Raw genomic sequence first — 17,324 nt, 5'->3', positions numbered from 1 at the left:
TGGGGAGAAGTGCGCGGGGGTTCCTCCGTCTTCTTGTTTTTAATGGGGCGTTCCATCCTGTTCAGCCGGCCTGAGGTAGTCATGCAGATCTATATCGGGGGAGTGTTATTAATGAAAAAGAGAATTCACAAGGGTATTCTGGTTGGTCTGGCACTGGTGTTAACAGGGGTACTGGCAGCATGCGGATCGGATAGCGGTGGGTCCAGTGCAGCAGGAACATCAGGGGGAGCGGAAGGCGGTACAGAAGGGGCCAAGGCCATCGAACTGCTGAATGTTTCCTATGATCCAACACGGGAACTCTATGAGCAATATAACAAAGCGTTTGCGGCGCATTGGTTGAAAGAGAAAGGCCAGGAAGTGACCATCAAACAATCCCACGGGGGATCGGGCAAACAGAGCCGTTCTGTCATTGACGGATTGGATGCGGACGTGGTGACGCTGGCATTGGGATATGACATTGATGCGATTGAAGATAGAGGTCTAATTAACGAAGGCTGGCAAGATAAATACGAGCATAACAGCTCTCCGTATACCTCTACGATTGTATTCCTTGTACGTAAAGGCAATCCAAAAGGCATCAAAGACTGGGATGATCTGATTAAAGGAGATATCGAGGTCATCACCCCGAACCCCAAAACGTCAGGCGGAGCACGTTGGAACTATTTGGCGGCATGGGGATATGCATTGAAGCATAACAACAATGATGAAGAGAAAGCGAAGGAATTCGTTGGAGAATTGTTCAAGCATGCGCCTGTGCTGGATTCGGGTGCTCGCGGATCTACGACGACGTTTGTTGAACGTGGCATTGGTGATGTGCTGCTTGCCTGGGAGAATGAAGCTTTCTTATCGGTAAAAGAGCTGGGTCCGGACAAATTCGATATTGTCGTGCCTTCGGTTAGTATCTTGGCTGAACCACCCGTTGCGATTGTGGACAAAAATGCAGACAAAAAGGGAACTCGCGATGTAGCGGATGCCTATCTGAAATATTTGTACAGTGAAGAAGGACAGACGATTGCTGCTGAAAATTATTACCGTCCAACGCTGGACAGCGTGGAGGAAAAATTCAAGGATCAGTTCCCGGCGCTTGAACTGTTCACATTGAAAGACATATTCGGTACATGGCGGGATACTCAGGCCAAACATTTCAATGACGGTGGTATCTTCGACCAGATCTATGTTCCAGGCAGCTAAGGTTGCTCTGTTCAATGAACACCCGATCAATCGCGCTGTGAGCGGCCAACCAGCCTTACCGGCTGAAGGCAGAGAGGATGAACGTACATGAGCAAGGTGATGGTGGCGCGGAGACGCACATTGCCGGGATTCGGATTAACGATGGGTTACAGTGTGTTCTACCTAAGCCTGGTTGTACTTATTCCATTGGCTGCCCTGTTGTTTAACTCAACAGGGCTGACGTGGGCAACCATGATTGAGGTTGCGACCAATCCCAGGGTGCTGGCTTCTTTCCAGGTCAGCTTCCTGACCGCAGGTGCAGCGGCCCTGATTGATCTCGTGCTGGGGTTACTCCTGGCATGGGTGCTTGTTCGGTATGAGTTTCCTGGCAAAAGGCTGTTTGATGCGGTCATTGATCTGCCTTTTGCCTTGCCGACGGCAGTAGCAGGGGTTGCCCTTACAGCGATCTATGCCGGCAATGGCTGGATTGGACAGTTCGTAGAGCCTTTGGGCATTAAGCTGGCCTATTCACAGGCCGGGATTACGCTGGCGCTGATGTTTATCGGAATTCCGTTCGTGGTTCGTACGGTGCAACCGGTGTTGGAAGAGCTGGAGGCAGAAGTGGAAGAGGCGGCTGCCACACTGGGAGCAGGGAGATGGCGGATATTTCGTACCATTCTGCTGCGGGATCTGATCCCACCGCTGCTGACGGGGTTTGCTCTGGCCTTTGCCCGGGGCATCGGTGAATATGGCTCCGTTGTGTTTATCTCAGGCAATATGCCGATGAAAACGGAGATTGCCCCCTTGCTGATCATGGCCAAGCTGGAGCAGTTCGATTATGCAGGCGCTACAGCTGTAGCTTTGCTGCTGCTTCTGGTTTCTTTCATCCTGCTGCTGATCATTAATTCCTTGCAGCGTTGGAGCCGGAAGGCGGGCAGAGCATGACGATGAAGCATGATGGAATATGGATACGAACAGATGTCACTCACCCAAACCAAAGGAGGTGCAGCATATGGCGGGTTCCGTTCCACTGAGCCCTGTTCCACCCGTTAAGACCAGCCGTGGAACTAACCGTGCAACAACGGAAGCTCCCTGGGTCAAATGGTTGTTGATTGGACTGGCGAGCCTGGTACTCATATGGCTGCTTATTTTGCCACTGGTCATTGTGCTCATGGAGGCGTTGAAGCAGGGCTGGGGTGTGTACATCGCTGCTCTTACCGAGCCGGATGCCATGTCTGCACTGAAACTAACGTTATTGGTTGCGGGGATTACAGTGCCGCTGAATACGATATTTGGTGTGGCCGCTGCATGGGTCATTACCAAGTTCCAGTTTAAGGGCAAAGGACTCATGATCACCCTGATTGATCTTCCCTTTTCAATCTCGCCTGTGGTGGGCGGGTTGATCTTTGTATTAGTCTTTGGTTCAAATGGGTGGTTTGGGCCGTGGCTGTCCGAACATGATATCAAAATCATTTTTGCGCTGCCAGGCATTGTCATTGCAACGTTGTTTATTACCTTTCCTTTTGTAGCGAGAGAACTGATTCCGCTGATGGAGGACCAGGGAACCCGGGAAGAAGAAGCGGCCGTTACGCTGGGTGCTTCAGGATGGCGAATCTTCTGGAGTGTAACTTTGCCCAACATCAAATGGGGACTGCTGTACGGTATTATTCTGTGTAATGCCCGTGCCATGGGCGAGTTCGGAGCGGTATCTGTGGTGTCCGGACATATCCGCGGGGAGACGAATACGCTACCGCTGCATGTCGAGATTTTGTATAACGAATATCAATTCTCAGCTTCATTTGCCGTAGCTTCCCTGCTCCTGATTCTGGCTCTCGCCACGTTGCTGCTCAAGAGCTGGCTTGGACACAAAGCCGTTTCAGAAAAGTGATTATGAGAAGAAGAAAATACAGATTGACAGCTACTGGAAGCCCTGCTAATGTATAAACCAAGTATATAGGTTGGATAAGAATGATTTATAAATCCGTTGGATGACAGCGCACTTAGGAATATGGCGGGCAGTAGCCCGAGAAGAGGAGGCGGCTCTATGGCTAAGCCGTTAAAAGTGGATGAGGTATGGTTGGACCGAATTGCCGGACAGCTGAATGACATGGAGTTTGGTTCTTTGCACATCGTGGTGCACGAAGGTCAGATTGTGCAGATGGAGCGGACCGAACGCAAGCGTTTTGAAAACACGCCCTCAGGCAGCGCCTCCAAATCCGGAAGCACGGCACGAAGCAGTTCAGCCCGTTCACTACGCGGATCAAATGCGAGTGCGAAGGGATAGAGAGTGACTAGCGTGAGGGAAGCGAGGATAGGTGCATAGGAACACACATGTATACTTTCCAGAAACTCATGGGAAATGTATGTTCCATACCGTCCCACCTATTGCGTGTGAATTGTCTCCTTATGCTCGTTATACCAATGATTCGCTTCAAGCAGCACTTGCTGCCCACCTGCATCCATGAATTCTTCCACAAAGGTATCGAAATACTCCACAGGCTGATCGCCAGTGATGATGGAGATATATGCTCTGTCTCTCATGCGAATCAGCTCAGATGAATATTGAATCAGGGCAGGGGTTGCAACCTCCAGGCGATTATAGATCCCATTCTCCGTTAGCCCTGCAGATGCAGCCCACTGTTCACGTTTGTCCGTTGTTGTACCTGGAACTGTCATGCCGATACTTGAGCCGATCATATTGGTGTAATTCTCCATTCGGTTGTATGGGCGAAGCAAGTGGAACGATTTTGAATCTTCAGCGCTCCAATCCCAGTGCTTTCCTGGAAGGCCATACTCCATTTTGATCCGCTCGACCGGATCGGGGTTGGCACTTACATAATCGAGTATCTCCAAGATTTTCTCCAGTTTTCCGGGCTCGTTCGCAGCCTCAGCCCCTATAGCAATAAAATTCATCAGCAGATTATTCCCTTTAGAACCGCTATGTCCATCCGGACCAATAACAGGAGAACCAAATACAACCTCTGCAGCTGCATTCTTCTGTATTAGCTCATTGACATTGAACGAGGGTTCCACCGGCGTTTCCTCGCCATGTTCATTGAGAACGCTGTAATCTCCCTCTTGATTCCAATGATAGTAGTTTCCCATCGAGGTCATCCCAATTTTTCCATTAATAAAAGCATGGGATAGATGCTTATAGCCGCCTTTATTTTCGCCGGTTATAAACTCAGGGTCGATAATCCCGTCCTGATACCACTTTTGCATATAAGCCAATGCTTTTTTCATCTCAGGCTCCAGAGCACCGATCACGAGTTGGTTGTTTTCTTCATTAAAATACAGCTGCTCTGTGAAAACGGACTGTCCAAAAGCGCCAAACACAACATTTAAGCCCTCTCTGGATAGGCCATACGTATCTTGTTTACCATTTCCGTCCGGGTCACCTTTGGCAAAGGCATACATGACCGTTTCAAATTCATCTAATGTCTTCGGTACGTCCAGACCAAGCCGCTTAAGCCAGTCCTCTCGATATACGACAGGAGTTCGATAGATGTTGGTCTCATTGATGGCCGGTATTCCATATAAGCTGCCGTTTATTTTTCCAAACTCTAAGTAACGTGAGTCATAATCGCGAATTCGCTGTACAATATTTGGCGCATATTGTTCAAGGACCTCTGGGGGGATTTCCGCTAAAACCCCTTGCATTTGATACTTAAGCAGATCATGCGGCTGCCTGATCCGGAACAGATCCGGTATTTTCCCTTGAGCCAGCTCCATATCCAGCAGTTCCTCGTATCGTTTGTTCTCAAGGTTCCACACCTCCAGATCGACATCAAACCGATCCTCTATATATGCAATCATCTCAGCGTCCGCAGGAACAGGGATATTTTGATGCATGGTCCAGGATATCGTATACTGCGGTGCTGTATCCTTCTCAGCACTTGCCGAGTGTTCCTGCTGCTGCACTTGTGCTGTTTCTCTGTTTAGAAAGGTACAACCGCTCATCAATCCTATAAGAATAGATGTAGCAATCAATAGACATAGCGTTCTTAAATGGTTGATGTTCATAGCAGCTCCTTTCCTGATTTTAAATTGAACCTATATAGATCCCTGTTCCATTAGACTGCGCATGAAGTTTTTTGGTGTACAGCCGTGAATTTCTTTGAACTTCTTAATGAAATAAGCAGGAGTACGGTAACCGACCGTATTTGCGACCTGCTCAACTGTAATTTCACGCTGTGTCATGAGTTCCCGTGCGCGTTGCATTCTCTGATTCGTAACATATTCGGAATAGACAATCCCGGTTTCTTCCTTGAAAAGTTTACTGAGATATTTAGGGCTGATGAATACTTGTTCTGAGACATGATCCAGTGTGAGATCACCCGAAAGATGCTCATGAACATAGGCTTTGACAGCCGAGATGGTATCCACACTCCGTACTTCGCTTCGCTTCTCCATATGCATCACAAATTCGGTCACGAGATGAATCATCCACTCCGAATAGCGGTTGATATTGTAGAACAATGAAAATTGCTTGTACAAATTCATCGAGCTTGCCTCGGCGGGTTGCAGGCGTACCTGCTGGATACATTCAGCGTAAATCGATACTGTTTTTAATAGTATGATACGACTGTATTCGGCTGAATAGGGGCCTTCCTTTATTGTCGCTACCACTTCCTGAATGGCCTGAACCGTACCCTGCACATCCCGAGCCTGCAATTTCTTTTCAAAGTTTACGAGGTATGATTCTGAAATTTCCAAGCTGCTGGATTCCCTGTTCAGAAGATCAAGATCCTGAATGGCAGACTGCTCGGGAAAGAAGTAGCTGTATCGGATCAAGGTATTCGCCTGATGATAGCTTGTATGAATCTTCGTGAAATGATCAACCCAGCCGCCCAGTGATAGTACAAATTCTAGACCGAATCTGCTCTTAGCCTCAGCGTGAATAAAGTATACAATGTGATCAGAGAGAGGTTCCTCGGGTTGATTGGTACAGATGATGACCGCGATTTTGTGATCCTGCAACTCCTCTGCGAGCAGTTGAGTCTCGTCCATATCTGCGATCTCCAGTTGCTGAATCATCGTGTACAACGTATGCTGCAACTGTCGTGGCTGCAGATCCTTCCACTTCTCATTGACCGGGTCAATGACGATGCAACGGAAGCGGGAGTAAGCCATCGAAATGTGAATAGACTGCAGTTGCTCCGTAAGTTCCTCGGGTGTAAATCGATTATTTAACATATTGAGCATGATACTATGTTTGATCATCTTATGATTGGCTTGTAGTGTTTCCTCAAGACTATCGACTTTGTTGGACAGACTGTTAATCGTTGTATCGATGAACCGGTACTCGTCCTGCTTTAAGCTGGTTGGGCTATCCATCCGGCTCTTGATATTATTTAGGATTCGCTTAAGAGGACTATAGTTGGCAGTGGTAAAGATGGACGACATCACGATCCCAACTGCGACAGCCAACAAGCCAAGAAGAACTGAAATTTCCTTCAAGCTATCCAATTTGTAATAGAAACTTTCATTAGGTGTGGTCGTGTAAATCCGCCATGCATTTCCTTTAAATTGATCTTGGGTAACGACATATGAGTCATAGTTAAATACAGGTGCGAAGCTCTCATCTGAAGAATGAAAGGAGAGCAGCGAATCTGTTAGATTTTCCTCCGTGGAGCTGCCTATCAACGTTTTGTCCGCGGCAGATATGACGGTTCCATCCTGATCTATGATTAATGTATTTGCATAGTCAGCAGGGAGCATATTTTTAATGATCTGACTGATCGCTGATTCTTTGATATCAATCGCAATTATGGCCTTATGGTCTTGTCCAGACGATTGAAACGGGTAACTGTGGACATAAGAAATCAGAGGACTCATGTTGCTCTGTTCCCGTGATTCGATATAAGCATCCTGAGGAACCATGCGAGTCTGCATCCATAAGGAGCTTTCTTTGGTTTCTTTCATCGCAGCAATCCAATCCGTCGTATGATACACACTCGCAGGCGTGTCCTCATAGAGCATCAGCCCATATACAGATGAAACGATAAAGTGGTTCTTCGCATCGTACACATGAATAGCTTCAATGAGATCAGAATAATTTTGCACCATATTTTTGAGGGACTGTTCGATGTCCAGAATTTTGCTATGGTTTCCTTTTAAGCTATCTAAATCGATACTTGCAGCGTTACCCAGTGCCAGGGACAGATAGACCTGATTCACCTTCTGGATCACGGAGCTCTCTATATAATTGACAGTGCTTTTCAGTGAGAGTTGATTATTGATGCGGATTTCTTTGCTGTATTGATGGGAGAAGAAGAGATAAAAAATGGAGCCGAAAAGAAGCGCAATGACAAGAACGACAGCGAGGTAGGAAAGAACCATTTTGGATCTCACAGACTGAAATGGCTTACGCATTCTTTTTCCCCCTTCATTTCTCGTTTCTAAACAACTTCATCATTATATAGTAGGCCGAGGACGAGAAATCATGTTGACCGAAATTTAACAAACTTCCCCCTCTCATTTTACACACATTTAATAAAGCGTTTACATAAAAAGATATCATAATTAACGAAAGTAGTATGCACTCCATTTTTTTAGGGTGAAAAGTGTCAGAACGTACGATTTTGATATAAAACGGAATTTGTTCTATAGATACCAAACGTCCCCTAATGCTACAGTAACGGCAGATCAGACATCTGGATAGAGAATTTCTTACTCATATGCTGACGCAGAAGCAAAAAAAATTATTTCTATAATGGGAGCGTGTATTTGCAAGCCATGAGAAAACCACTTAAAAAGTCACTGGCACTACTTCTGATGTTGTCTATGGTAGGTCCAACGTTTGCAGAGAAGAGTTTTGCAGCCGATCAGAAAATTCAGTTCTCTGATATTAAGGGACACTGGGCGGAAGCAAATATTCAAGCATGGGGTGATGAAGGATTAATTAGAGGCTACCTGGATCGTTCATTCAAACCGAACACGTATATTACCAGAGCAGAATTTATGAATTTGGTAAACGGTGCATTTGGATATTCCGGACAAGCTAAAATTACCTTTAACGATGTGTCTGAAAGTGCATGGTATTATGAAGCAATTTCTATTGCAAATGCGAATGGATATATAGATGGATACACTGATGGCACTATGAAGCCGCAAGATCCGATCACACGTCAGGAAGCAGCTAAAGTGATCGCTGGTATTCTTAATTTGGAGTTAAATGAAACAGCTGCGAATGTCTTTAGTGATTCGTCGTCTATTGCAGCGTGGAGCAAAGGAGCTGTAGGTGGAGCGGCAGCAGCGAAAATTATCGCTGGATATACAGATGGAAGCTTCAAGCCGCTTAATTCCATTACTCGGGCCGAGGCAGTCTCTGCACTCGTTAAGGCTGTGGAAACGGATGCGACTACAGCTGCCAAACCAGCTAAGCCAAAAGGAACAGCAACCGTACTGAGTGTTAATCCTCCAGCAGCTGAAGCTCGTTTGTCCGCCGTGGAGCATGGAGGCAATGCGGCTGACGGCACATTGAAAAATATTGCAGAAACCAATCCGTTTATTGATATTTTGGACGGTTTTGATCAAGTATGGTCCTTGAACCAAGCGGATTGGAGAGATGGAACAGCGGCAACCAAACTAGGTGCTGATGGCAAGAATGCAAAGTATGGAGATGGACCGACCTTATACTATGACGGTTTTAAAAACGATCCAACCGTAGCTGTCGCTGATCAGAAGACATTTGCGAATGCAGAGATCCGAAATAAAGCGGCGTGGGAAGCGAATATCAAATATGTAGAAGATGCTACGAAAAATCGCACGGCTGAAGAGACTTTGGCAGCTTATTATGATGACCAAAGAGATAAGATCTATAGTATGATGGAAGCTTTTGGGCCGCTGGCTAATACGTATGTAGATGTTATCAAGCCAAAGACAAGCGTTGAACGAAGTGTGGACGAGATGAATGTGTTATTGACAGAAGAAACGGTGGAAGATGAAAGCCAAGGTATCGGAAGTGATTGGGCGGATACGGAGCTTGCAGACATGGTCGCTTTAGTTGATCTGGTGCGATTCAAAATTCCTGCCTCATCAAACCCTGCGAAATACTTCTACTCTACGCCTAGACCGTGGAGAATGAATTCAAACGGAGAAGTGAAAGAGGTCGTCGATAGCAAAGGGTTACCCGTATGGCAAACAATTGGTGAAGGTGAAGCGACAGAAGTACCACTGGCTTCAGGCGGAAAGAAATCAACAGGAGAAAAGCATTACCAGCAATATGAAACGAACGTTGTGCTTATCCCTGCATTAAGCTATGTCAAACGAATTGCTGAGGATGGAAGAGGAAAAGACGGAGGATTTCCAAGTGGTCATACAAGTGCTTCGTATTTGTCCGTACTTCCGTTTGCCTACGCTACCCCAGAACGATTCTCTGAATTCTTAACGAGAGCAGCTCAGATGGGTGAGAATCGAATTGTCACGGGAATGCACTCACCGCTTGATGTTGTAGGGGCGAGAATACAAGCAACAGCTATGACTGCATATGCCTTCAATCAGGCGGAGAATAAAGACTTGTTAGAGAAAGCCTATGAAAATGCAGGCGAGGTATTTGGAGCAGAAGCCAAGGAAAAAAATATGAGTTTGTACGAATATGCACACACCGTAACAGAGGAGTACACTTTCAAAAGTGCATACGATGAGAATAAATGGGAAGATCACGACGCTAATAAAGCCTTCTATAGAGAAAAGATGACTTCCGGTCTGCCACAAACAGGAACGAAAGGTTTGGCCCCTGTTGTTCCACAAGGAGCAGAAGCATTGTTAGAGACGCGTCAACCTTATTTAACAGATGAGCAACGCAGAGAAGTATTGTATACGACATCCATCGATTCCGGATATCCTGTCCTGGACGAATCCAAAGGTTGGGGTAGATTGGATCTGGTATCCGCAGCGGATGGCTACGGCGCATTCTTGAACAATGTAACTGTGGATATGGACGCTTCCAAAGGGCGCTTCAATGCAGAAGACTGGTGGAGAAATGATATCACTGGTAGTGGAATGCTTACGAAAAAGGGAACAGGCACCCTTACATTGACAGGGAAAAATAGCTATACAGGCGGAACGTTGCTGCAAGCAGGAACACTGGTAGCCGAATCAGCAACTGCTTTTGGTACAGGTGATCTGTATGTAGAAAATGGAACAGTTGTTGTGAATGTCGATGGAGCATTAAACTTGAATAAGAACTTCACCATGGATAACGGTACGTTAGAATTGGTTGTGGCTGACGGCAACAGTCAACTGAATGTCGGCAGAAAGCTCTATATTGATGGAGGAATTCTCAAACTGGACTTGTCCAACTATAAGATCGAAGGTTCCAAAGATATTACGTTAATCACGGCTAATGGAATTACAGGTGAATTCGACAGTGTAACGGCAGATGGTTATGACGTGACTGTCACGTACGAAAATGGCCGTGTCATTGCACATGTTGTAGCGAAATAAGTGAAGTAATAATGCATGATATAAAGTGAACTAAAAAACGTTACACATGCCACTTCGATGACAGAATAACCTTCCGATATTCTTCGCAAGAAAGATTATAGAAAAGAGCTGAAACTACATTGTAGTTTCAGCCCTTTTTGCGTACAGACTTGAAGAATTTAGAGTGTTCTTTCAAAACCTACTTAAAGCCGAGGCACCCTGAACAGGTCCAGAGTAGGCAACTGCGCAGCATACTGAATGGGTAAGTTATTCGTCGGTGTTGGTACCAGATGTACGACTTGTATTCCCTTCAATCTCCGTAGAGACTTTCTTCGCTGGTTCCAGCTCCGTATGTCCTGCATAGGGGCGGTCACTGCGAGAGCGTGTCCCAGTCAACCCGAAACCCGAAGTGAATATAATCAGCTGTAATCCCAGAGCATAGGGAGCAGCAACAGGTCCAATCAGATGGAGTAAGGAGCATAGCGCGATCAGCAAAGAGAGCGTTTTGGTTACTGTACCCGGCGTATCCCGGCGTGGGCTTGCCCAGAGCAGATATCCATACATAATGGTGATCATCAGGGAAACCGCGCGAATCCAAGGCAAGATGCTGTCCCATGAGTCCACAGGGACGTCCAACATCCGCTGACGAAATACCAGATCTGTAACCAGAAATCCTGTGGCCGCCAGTGCGGCTGGTTCGGCTACGGGCCGAAGGATGGTCCAGACCGCTGTGCCCCAATGATCTGCATGCGTATCCCGACTGAGTTCATCTGATAATACGGTGCATTCTCTTTCCAGTGCTCTGTGCATCAATCCGAGTCGGGCAGGATCATGTTCCTTAATACAGTCCCGGATCTGGTCCTGTAGCTGAGGGGATAGGTAAGATGCAGCTTTGCAGGCTAACATTGCCGTTATCAAATCGTTATGTTCGTGTTCCGACCGTTCATATTTCCGATTTTCCTGGATGGTAAGCTGTCCCAAGAGGGCTGTACTTATGTATAATGTATCTCGTATCCTTCTCATTCGCCTTTCGTGGCTGCGGCGAACTTCAGTGGCAGACCATATGTATATCCCTAGAAGCACTGCCATGACTCCAAGCAGCACAGCCACAGCGCCTGGGCGCGATGTTAGATCTTCAATCCAACGTTGAAACACAATTGTTCCTCCTTTGCAGCAACTTCACGTATCAAGAAACACGCTTCACGTAAGCTTTCTCTCACTATTACACAGGAAGTAGATGAATTCAAGCAGAATTCATATGTTAAAGTCATGATACATAGAGTAGCTCAGTGACACAGATGTAATTATAATAGAAAGATTTTAAGGTGGGGAGAAATGAAATTTTATAGGTTTAATCATGATACGAAAACGAAGGTCCTAGCTTCAGTGGAAGATGATCATCATCCAATTAATAGTGATTTCCACGGTCAATCTAAAATAAAAGGATGGACAACAATAAGTTTAGAAACCCTTTATAAAAAATCATACAAGGATTTTCTGAATTACCATATCGGTAAACCTGTGTTCTCAAAAAGAGTTAAAGAGATGATGGAGAAAGAGAGTTTATTAACGAGCGAAGTAGAATTTTTGCCCATAACGAATGATAATATGGAATTGTTCATACTAAATGTTACTAATATATTGGATTGTGTTGATTATCATCGTTCTGATATTGGTAGATTCAAAGATGGGTCTTGGGCACGGTTTAACAAGCTTGTATTCGATCCTGCCAAAATACCGGAAGGAACGTGTATGTTCAAGATTAAGGAAACTCCTGGTGTGCAGGTCTTTGTTACAGAAAAGTTTAAAGAATGGATTGAAGAGCGTAAGCTCAAAGGGCTTAACTTTTCCGTGATATATGATTCTGACTTTACAAAGGAAATGGAAGAAGAGCAGCAACGGGTATATGATGCAGCTCTTGAAGAAATTGAACGAAATAAAGGAGAAGAGTATTGCTATGATGATGCCCGTGAACTTCTAGATCAGGGAGGAACCATGACTAGCGGTCCGTGGAGGATGCGATTGGATGATCAGGGACAGTTATGGCTGGGTCAGTTGCTTAAAGATTTGTCTTACCAGTGGCTGATACCTCTATATATCCCTCCTGTGTTACTGTTAAAGTCGTGGCATGTGGTTGACAGAATAAAAGAATAATTTATTTTGTTGGAGAGGGGTACAATTCATGGATCAAGTGAAAATTGAACACACACCACCCGCAGCAGTGGAGTACCTTGCCCTGCGGCAGATTGCCGGCCTTAGTGCAATGAGCAGGGAAGGGGCGGAGATTGGACTACCGAATAGCTTGTTTGCTGTAAGTCTACGTGAAGAAGATATGCTGGTAGGTATGGGGCGAGTAATTGGAGATGGCGGTTGTTTTTTTCAGGTCGTCGATATTGCTGTACACCCGGATGTTCAGGGCATGGGTTATGGAAAACTGATCATGAGCGAGATTATGAATTATCTGCGTGCCGTTGTGCCTGCTCGCGGTTTGGTCAGTCTTCTGGCGGATGTTCCGGCTGATCGTCTGTATGCTCAATTTGGATTTGAATACACCAGCCCGAAATCGGAGGGCATGTGGTGGAGGCAGGGAGAAGAAGGGCCGACTACCTAACGGAACGGAAACTGAATTTTGGTGTGAGATTAAACTTCATATCATGATGAAATCATCTCAGTATAGCCGCATTAGCGGCTTTTTTTCATGATCCATGTTGCTTGATGGTGGGGAGAGGGGATACTTCTGAGTGGCGGCGTTTCTTCCGTTAGAGAAGTGAAGATTGGTTTTCTACATATAAGCTGTAAGAGATAGGTTTACAAGTGTTCACATCCGGTTTAAGATGGCGTGAGCCGTTTAAGGTATATAACAATAGGATTAAGTATTAAAATAACGGTAAGTTGACAAGATGATATCTACAGAAAAGAGGAAATTCATATGAAAGTAGCTATTTTTGGAGCGACCGGAGCGATTGGCAAGACGATACTGTGGGAGCTGATGGATCGTGGGCATGAAGTGACAGCGGTGGTGCGTGACCCGTCGAAAGTCGAGATGGTACATGAACGCTTGCGTGTGGAACAGGGCGATCTGCTTAACCCGGATCAGGTGGCTGATTTTGCAGCGGGTCAAGAAGTGGTTGTGAGTGCATATGGACCGAAGTTCGGTGGAGAAGAAGAGATGCTGGAAGTGACACGTTCGTTGATCGAGGGTGTGCGCCGGGCAAAAGCAGGACGTCTGGTTGTAGTTGGTGGAGCAGGAAGTTTGATGACCGATTCCGGTGAGATGCTAATGGACACGCCGGGTTTCCCGGAAGAAGTGAAACCCCTGGCAAAAGCACATGCAGAAGCATACGACCTGATTGAAGCATCAGGTATTCACTGGACGTATATGAGTCCTGCCGCGACAATCACAACAGGACGTCGAACCGGCCAGTTCCGGGTTGGCATGAACCGGGTGATTACGGATGATATCGGGGAAAGCTCGATTTCGGTTGGTGATTTTGCAGCGGCTTTGGTGGATGAACTGGACGATCCGCAGTTTGTTCAAGCACGGTTTACGGTAGGTTATTAAGCGTAAACCGGCCAAATAAATAAACCAACGAATAAAAAACCTCCAGCTTCTCTCATTACAAGAGAAACTGGAGGTTTTCTGCTATTCCAGCCTTTTCATCCTTACTGTATTCAGCGAATCACGCCTGCCTACAGCCGGAAACGCAACAACTCCTGATGCATCTCTGCACTGATATCACGCAGTGACTTCACCTTGATACTCGCTTCGGCGAAGGAACGTTGTTGTTCCGACGTGGAGGCGGTGATCTCTTCACTGCTGGCAGCCGACTGCTCAGTGATGGCACTGATATTTTCAATGGCCTGTTGCACCTGCGTACTGAGTTCATTGGAGTGCTGCATGTCCTCAGCAAGCTGATGGATGCCGGTACTAATACGCTCCACACTTCCCCGAATGGCAGAAAAGGATTCCCGGGTCTGACCGGTGGCTTGTTCCTGTTCCCCGAATAGCTGCATGCTTTGCGCTACCGAGTTCTTCACCTTGTCCATGGAGGTTGTGATCTCGCCAACAGCCGCGTAGATATGCTTGACCGATTGCGCAGATTGTTCGGCAAGTTTATTCACCTCACCTGCAACGACAGCAAAGCCACGTCCGGCTTCTCCGGCGCGAGCAGCCTCAATAGAGGCATTTAACGAGAGCATGGTCGTCTGCTTGGCAATCTCTGATACATATGCAGTCATCGTGGTGATTCGAACCGCGCTGTCTTCCAGTTCTCGCACCGTCTGTTCCACCTCGGACATCGCCAGACGATTCACTTCTGCCAGACGGAGTTGTTCCGCTACAGCCTTATGGCCTTCCTCAACGGTAGTTAATACTTCACGACCATCGATCACCGATTGGGAAGTGGCCTCCAGATTACTGTTGAAGGTAGACTGCATTTTGTCCACGACCATCACCGTTTCACTCAGATCCTCAGCAATCTTTTGACTACCAATCGATAGTTCCTCCGTGGTACGGGATACCTGCTGCACAATCGCTTGGGCTGTATCGTTGCCACGATCAATGTCTTGCGCCATCAGATCGACACGGTGACCCGCTGCACCGATGGATTGAATAATACCTCGGATATTATGGGTCATGATACCGAAGGAGCGACTAAGGTCATCAAGTTCATCCTTGCCCCGAGCTTCCGGTAATTGTCCGGTAAGGTCACCGTCCGCAATTTGTCCTGCCGCATCTTTGAGCGTACGAATACGCTTGGCGATCTGACGTGAAGTATACATATTAAACAGCATCACGGCGACGAGCAATACGATGGCTCCACCGAGAGCGACTTGCCACGTTTGCTGGATATCACGCTCCAAATCAACGGTATATTGATCATATCGATCCTGAGTTATTTCATCCAACGAATAGATATCATTCTGTATGCCCCGAACCCGAGTGCTATACCGTTTCGCTTCCGCCCCGTCCATCGCTGTCATGGCTTCGGTGGCTCCCTGACTCAGAGCAGTGAGTTTCATCTGGATGGACTGAATAAGCTGCAACTGTTGATCCGTTTCAAGTAATCCGTCCGTAAGCTCTTGAATCATCGTTTGGCCTTCATCCAGCAAGCGAAGCACTGCGTCCTGGCTGCCTGCTGTCATGGAGAACGAATAGACATCCAGCGCTTGCTGGGTCTGGATCTGATTGGCGTTCAGTTCACTAACCTTGAGCATGGCAGGTACCAAATTTTGATTTTTGGCATTCATACCGAGCAATTCCATAATGATATAAGCTACCAGCGCAAGGCATAGAAGTAGCGAGATCAGAGCATTAAGTATCAGTTTTCCCTGTAGTTTCATGTGCGTACCTCCTCGAATCCGATGGGTTATTGATCAAGCGTAATTTTGATTTGACCGGAAGAGATCTGTGTTTTCAGATCTTCGAAGGTTTTCTGCTGTTCATCACTGAGCGTGATATTATGTAGAGCGGTCAGACCCACGGCGTTCTCCGCCAGCCCCTCCACGATTTCCTTTTGAGGGAAGGCATGATTGTTTTGAATAAACGAGTTAACGGCATTATAGATGGATACATCCACATTTTTCAGCATGGACGTAAGAATGGCTTTTTCCGCCAAAAAGAATTGATCGGTATCTACGCCGATGGCATATTTCCCTAATTTCTGAATCTCCGTCAGTGCACCCACGCCTGTGAGGCCAGCAGCTACATAGATCACGTCAGCGCCCTTTTCTTGAATCATCTGTGCAGCGAGTTGCTCACCCAGATCGGCATTACCGAAGTCCCCTGCGTAGACGACATCAACGGTTGCATCCGGCTTGACTGCCAGAACACCTTGTTCAAAACCCTGCTCGAAATTATGAAGGACCGGTATCTCCATGCCACCAATGAAACCGACATGATCCTCTGTTGAAGCCATAGCGGCAATAACACCCGCCAGATAACTTCCCTCTTCCGCCCGGAATGAAATAGAGGCAATGTTAGGCAGTTCGGACTGGCTGTCAATTAGAAGGAACTGCTGGTCGGGATATTTGGCTGCAACCTTCTCCATATCTGCTTGGACCGTATCACTCAGACCGATAATCAGATCGAATTTGGATTCCGCAAACTCCTCAAAAGCAGCTTCGGCAGTTAAATTCCCGCCCGGTTCACGATAGTCAAAGACAATGCTTTTCTCGTCTCTGGCCTGAACCAGTCCATCAAAAGCAGCATCATTAAAAGAACGGTCTCCCAGACCTACTTCCGTCAGCACGATTCCAACCTTTGTTCTTGTGTCTGTTGCCGTTGTTGTATTATTGGCGGAACATGCCCCCAGGATCAGTACCGTCAGGATCATCATTAATGTGAGACCTAGACCTGCGCGTCTGTTCTTGTTTGTTTTCATGTGTGGTACCCTCATTTCTGTAGTCGCATTTTTCTGATCTGAATTGTTCTTCAGGTGTAGGGAAGTACGTATACATGGATGACACGTGTGGTGAGGATTTCCCTTTATCTATATCGGACAGAGAGGTACTGTGTTTTATGGTATGTAGTGAAAATTTACGAAAATCTAAATATGTTTCATGAATTATACATTAGTTTTACATTTCTCTGGTTAAAAGGGTACCTAATGAACTACAGTCTGTTGTTTACTGACGTTTAAAGCCCCAAAAAGACACAACAGAGATGACATGAATCATCTCTGTTGTGCCTTTGAATAACATCATATATGGTTCATAGCTGGTTT

At 46.4% G+C, this 17,324-nt stretch carries 13 protein-coding genes; 8 read left to right on the top strand and 5 right to left on the bottom strand.

The genetic code is table 11. From position 1 onward, the window contains the following. The first annotated feature begins 111 nt into the window (after window positions 1-111). From HF638_RS14385 to HF638_RS14370, 4 genes are all read left to right on the top strand, one after another. The gene (locus tag HF638_RS14385) at window positions 112-1,191 is read left to right on the top strand and encodes a sulfate ABC transporter substrate-binding protein (RefSeq protein WP_169480813.1); all 1,080 of its coding nucleotides are present in this window, start codon (window positions 112-114) and stop codon (window positions 1,189-1,191) included. Window positions 1,192-1,278: 87 nt separating this feature from the next. Beyond that, a complete protein-coding gene (gene cysT, locus HF638_RS14380; RefSeq protein ID WP_169480812.1) occupies window positions 1,279-2,115 on the top strand; it encodes a sulfate ABC transporter permease subunit CysT in 837 nt (278 codons plus the stop codon). 67 nt (window positions 2,116-2,182) lie between these two features. Further along, window positions 2,183-3,058 carry a sulfate ABC transporter permease subunit CysW gene (gene cysW, locus HF638_RS14375; protein ID WP_169480811.1) on the top strand — a complete coding sequence of 292 codons (876 nt, stop codon included), beginning with the start codon at window positions 2,183-2,185 and terminating at the stop codon, window positions 3,056-3,058. Window positions 3,059-3,214: 156 nt separating this feature from the next. Further along, window positions 3,215-3,454 (top strand): YezD family protein, encoded by a 240-nt coding sequence (locus tag HF638_RS14370; protein WP_036607453.1) that lies wholly within the window; start codon window positions 3,215-3,217, stop codon window positions 3,452-3,454. A 98-nt stretch (window positions 3,455-3,552) separates the two neighbouring features. On the opposite strand, the gene HF638_RS14365 is transcribed toward HF638_RS14370, so the two are convergent. Both HF638_RS14365 and HF638_RS14360 read right to left on the bottom strand, forming a co-directional pair. After that, window positions 3,553-5,193, bottom strand: coding sequence for an extracellular solute-binding protein (locus HF638_RS14365; RefSeq protein ID WP_169480810.1), 1,641 nt, complete (start codon window positions 5,191-5,193; stop codon window positions 3,553-3,555). A 30-nt stretch (window positions 5,194-5,223) separates the two neighbouring features. Then, on the bottom strand, window positions 5,224-7,545 hold the full coding sequence (locus HF638_RS14360) for an AraC family transcriptional regulator (protein WP_169480809.1): 2,322 nt from the start codon (window positions 7,543-7,545) through the stop codon (window positions 5,224-5,226). 363 nt (window positions 7,546-7,908) lie between these two features. Here HF638_RS14360 and HF638_RS28820 point away from each other — a divergent pair, with 363 nt between their 5' ends. Then, a complete protein-coding gene (locus tag HF638_RS28820) occupies window positions 7,909-10,620 on the top strand; it encodes an S-layer homology domain-containing protein (protein WP_169480935.1) in 2,712 nt (903 codons plus the stop codon). Window positions 10,621-10,866: 246 nt separating this feature from the next. Here the strand turns inward: HF638_RS28820 and HF638_RS14350 are convergent, their stop codons facing one another. Then, window positions 10,867-11,754 carry a hypothetical protein gene (locus tag HF638_RS14350; RefSeq protein ID WP_169480808.1) on the bottom strand — a complete coding sequence of 296 codons (888 nt, stop codon included), beginning with the start codon at window positions 11,752-11,754 and terminating at the stop codon, window positions 10,867-10,869. A gap of 180 nt (window positions 11,755-11,934) precedes the next feature. Between HF638_RS14350 and HF638_RS14345 the strand changes: the two genes are divergently transcribed. The 3 genes from HF638_RS14345 (at window position 11,935) to HF638_RS14335 (ending at window position 14,161) form a co-directional block, all read left to right on the top strand. Beyond that, window positions 11,935-12,753 (top strand): imm11 family protein, encoded by an 819-nt coding sequence (locus HF638_RS14345; RefSeq protein ID WP_169480807.1) that lies wholly within the window; start codon window positions 11,935-11,937, stop codon window positions 12,751-12,753. 28 nt (window positions 12,754-12,781) lie between these two features. Beyond that, on the top strand, window positions 12,782-13,210 hold the full coding sequence (locus HF638_RS14340) for a GNAT family N-acetyltransferase (RefSeq protein ID WP_169480806.1): 429 nt from the start codon (window positions 12,782-12,784) through the stop codon (window positions 13,208-13,210). A gap of 318 nt (window positions 13,211-13,528) precedes the next feature. Next, window positions 13,529-14,161, top strand: a complete 633-nt coding sequence (locus HF638_RS14335; RefSeq protein WP_169480805.1) for an NAD(P)-dependent oxidoreductase — start codon at window positions 13,529-13,531, stop codon at window positions 14,159-14,161. 128 nt (window positions 14,162-14,289) lie between these two features. Here HF638_RS14335 and HF638_RS14330 read toward each other — a convergent pair whose 3' ends face one another. Both HF638_RS14330 and HF638_RS14325 read right to left on the bottom strand, forming a co-directional pair. Beyond that, on the bottom strand, window positions 14,290-15,942 hold the full coding sequence (locus HF638_RS14330) for a methyl-accepting chemotaxis protein (RefSeq protein WP_169480804.1): 1,653 nt from the start codon (window positions 15,940-15,942) through the stop codon (window positions 14,290-14,292). 26 nt (window positions 15,943-15,968) lie between these two features. After that, window positions 15,969-16,982: a BMP family lipoprotein gene (locus HF638_RS14325; RefSeq protein ID WP_211175654.1), complete on the bottom strand. Its 1,014-nt coding sequence runs from the start codon at window positions 16,980-16,982 to the stop codon at window positions 15,969-15,971. Between the last annotated feature and the right edge of the window lie 342 nt (window positions 16,983-17,324).

It is taken from the genome of Paenibacillus sp. SZ31, assembly GCF_012912005.1.
Classification (GTDB): domain Bacteria; phylum Bacillota; class Bacilli; order Paenibacillales; family Paenibacillaceae; genus Paenibacillus.
Note: the sequence above shows the minus strand (reverse complement) of the source record. Positions and strands in the feature narration are given on the sequence as shown.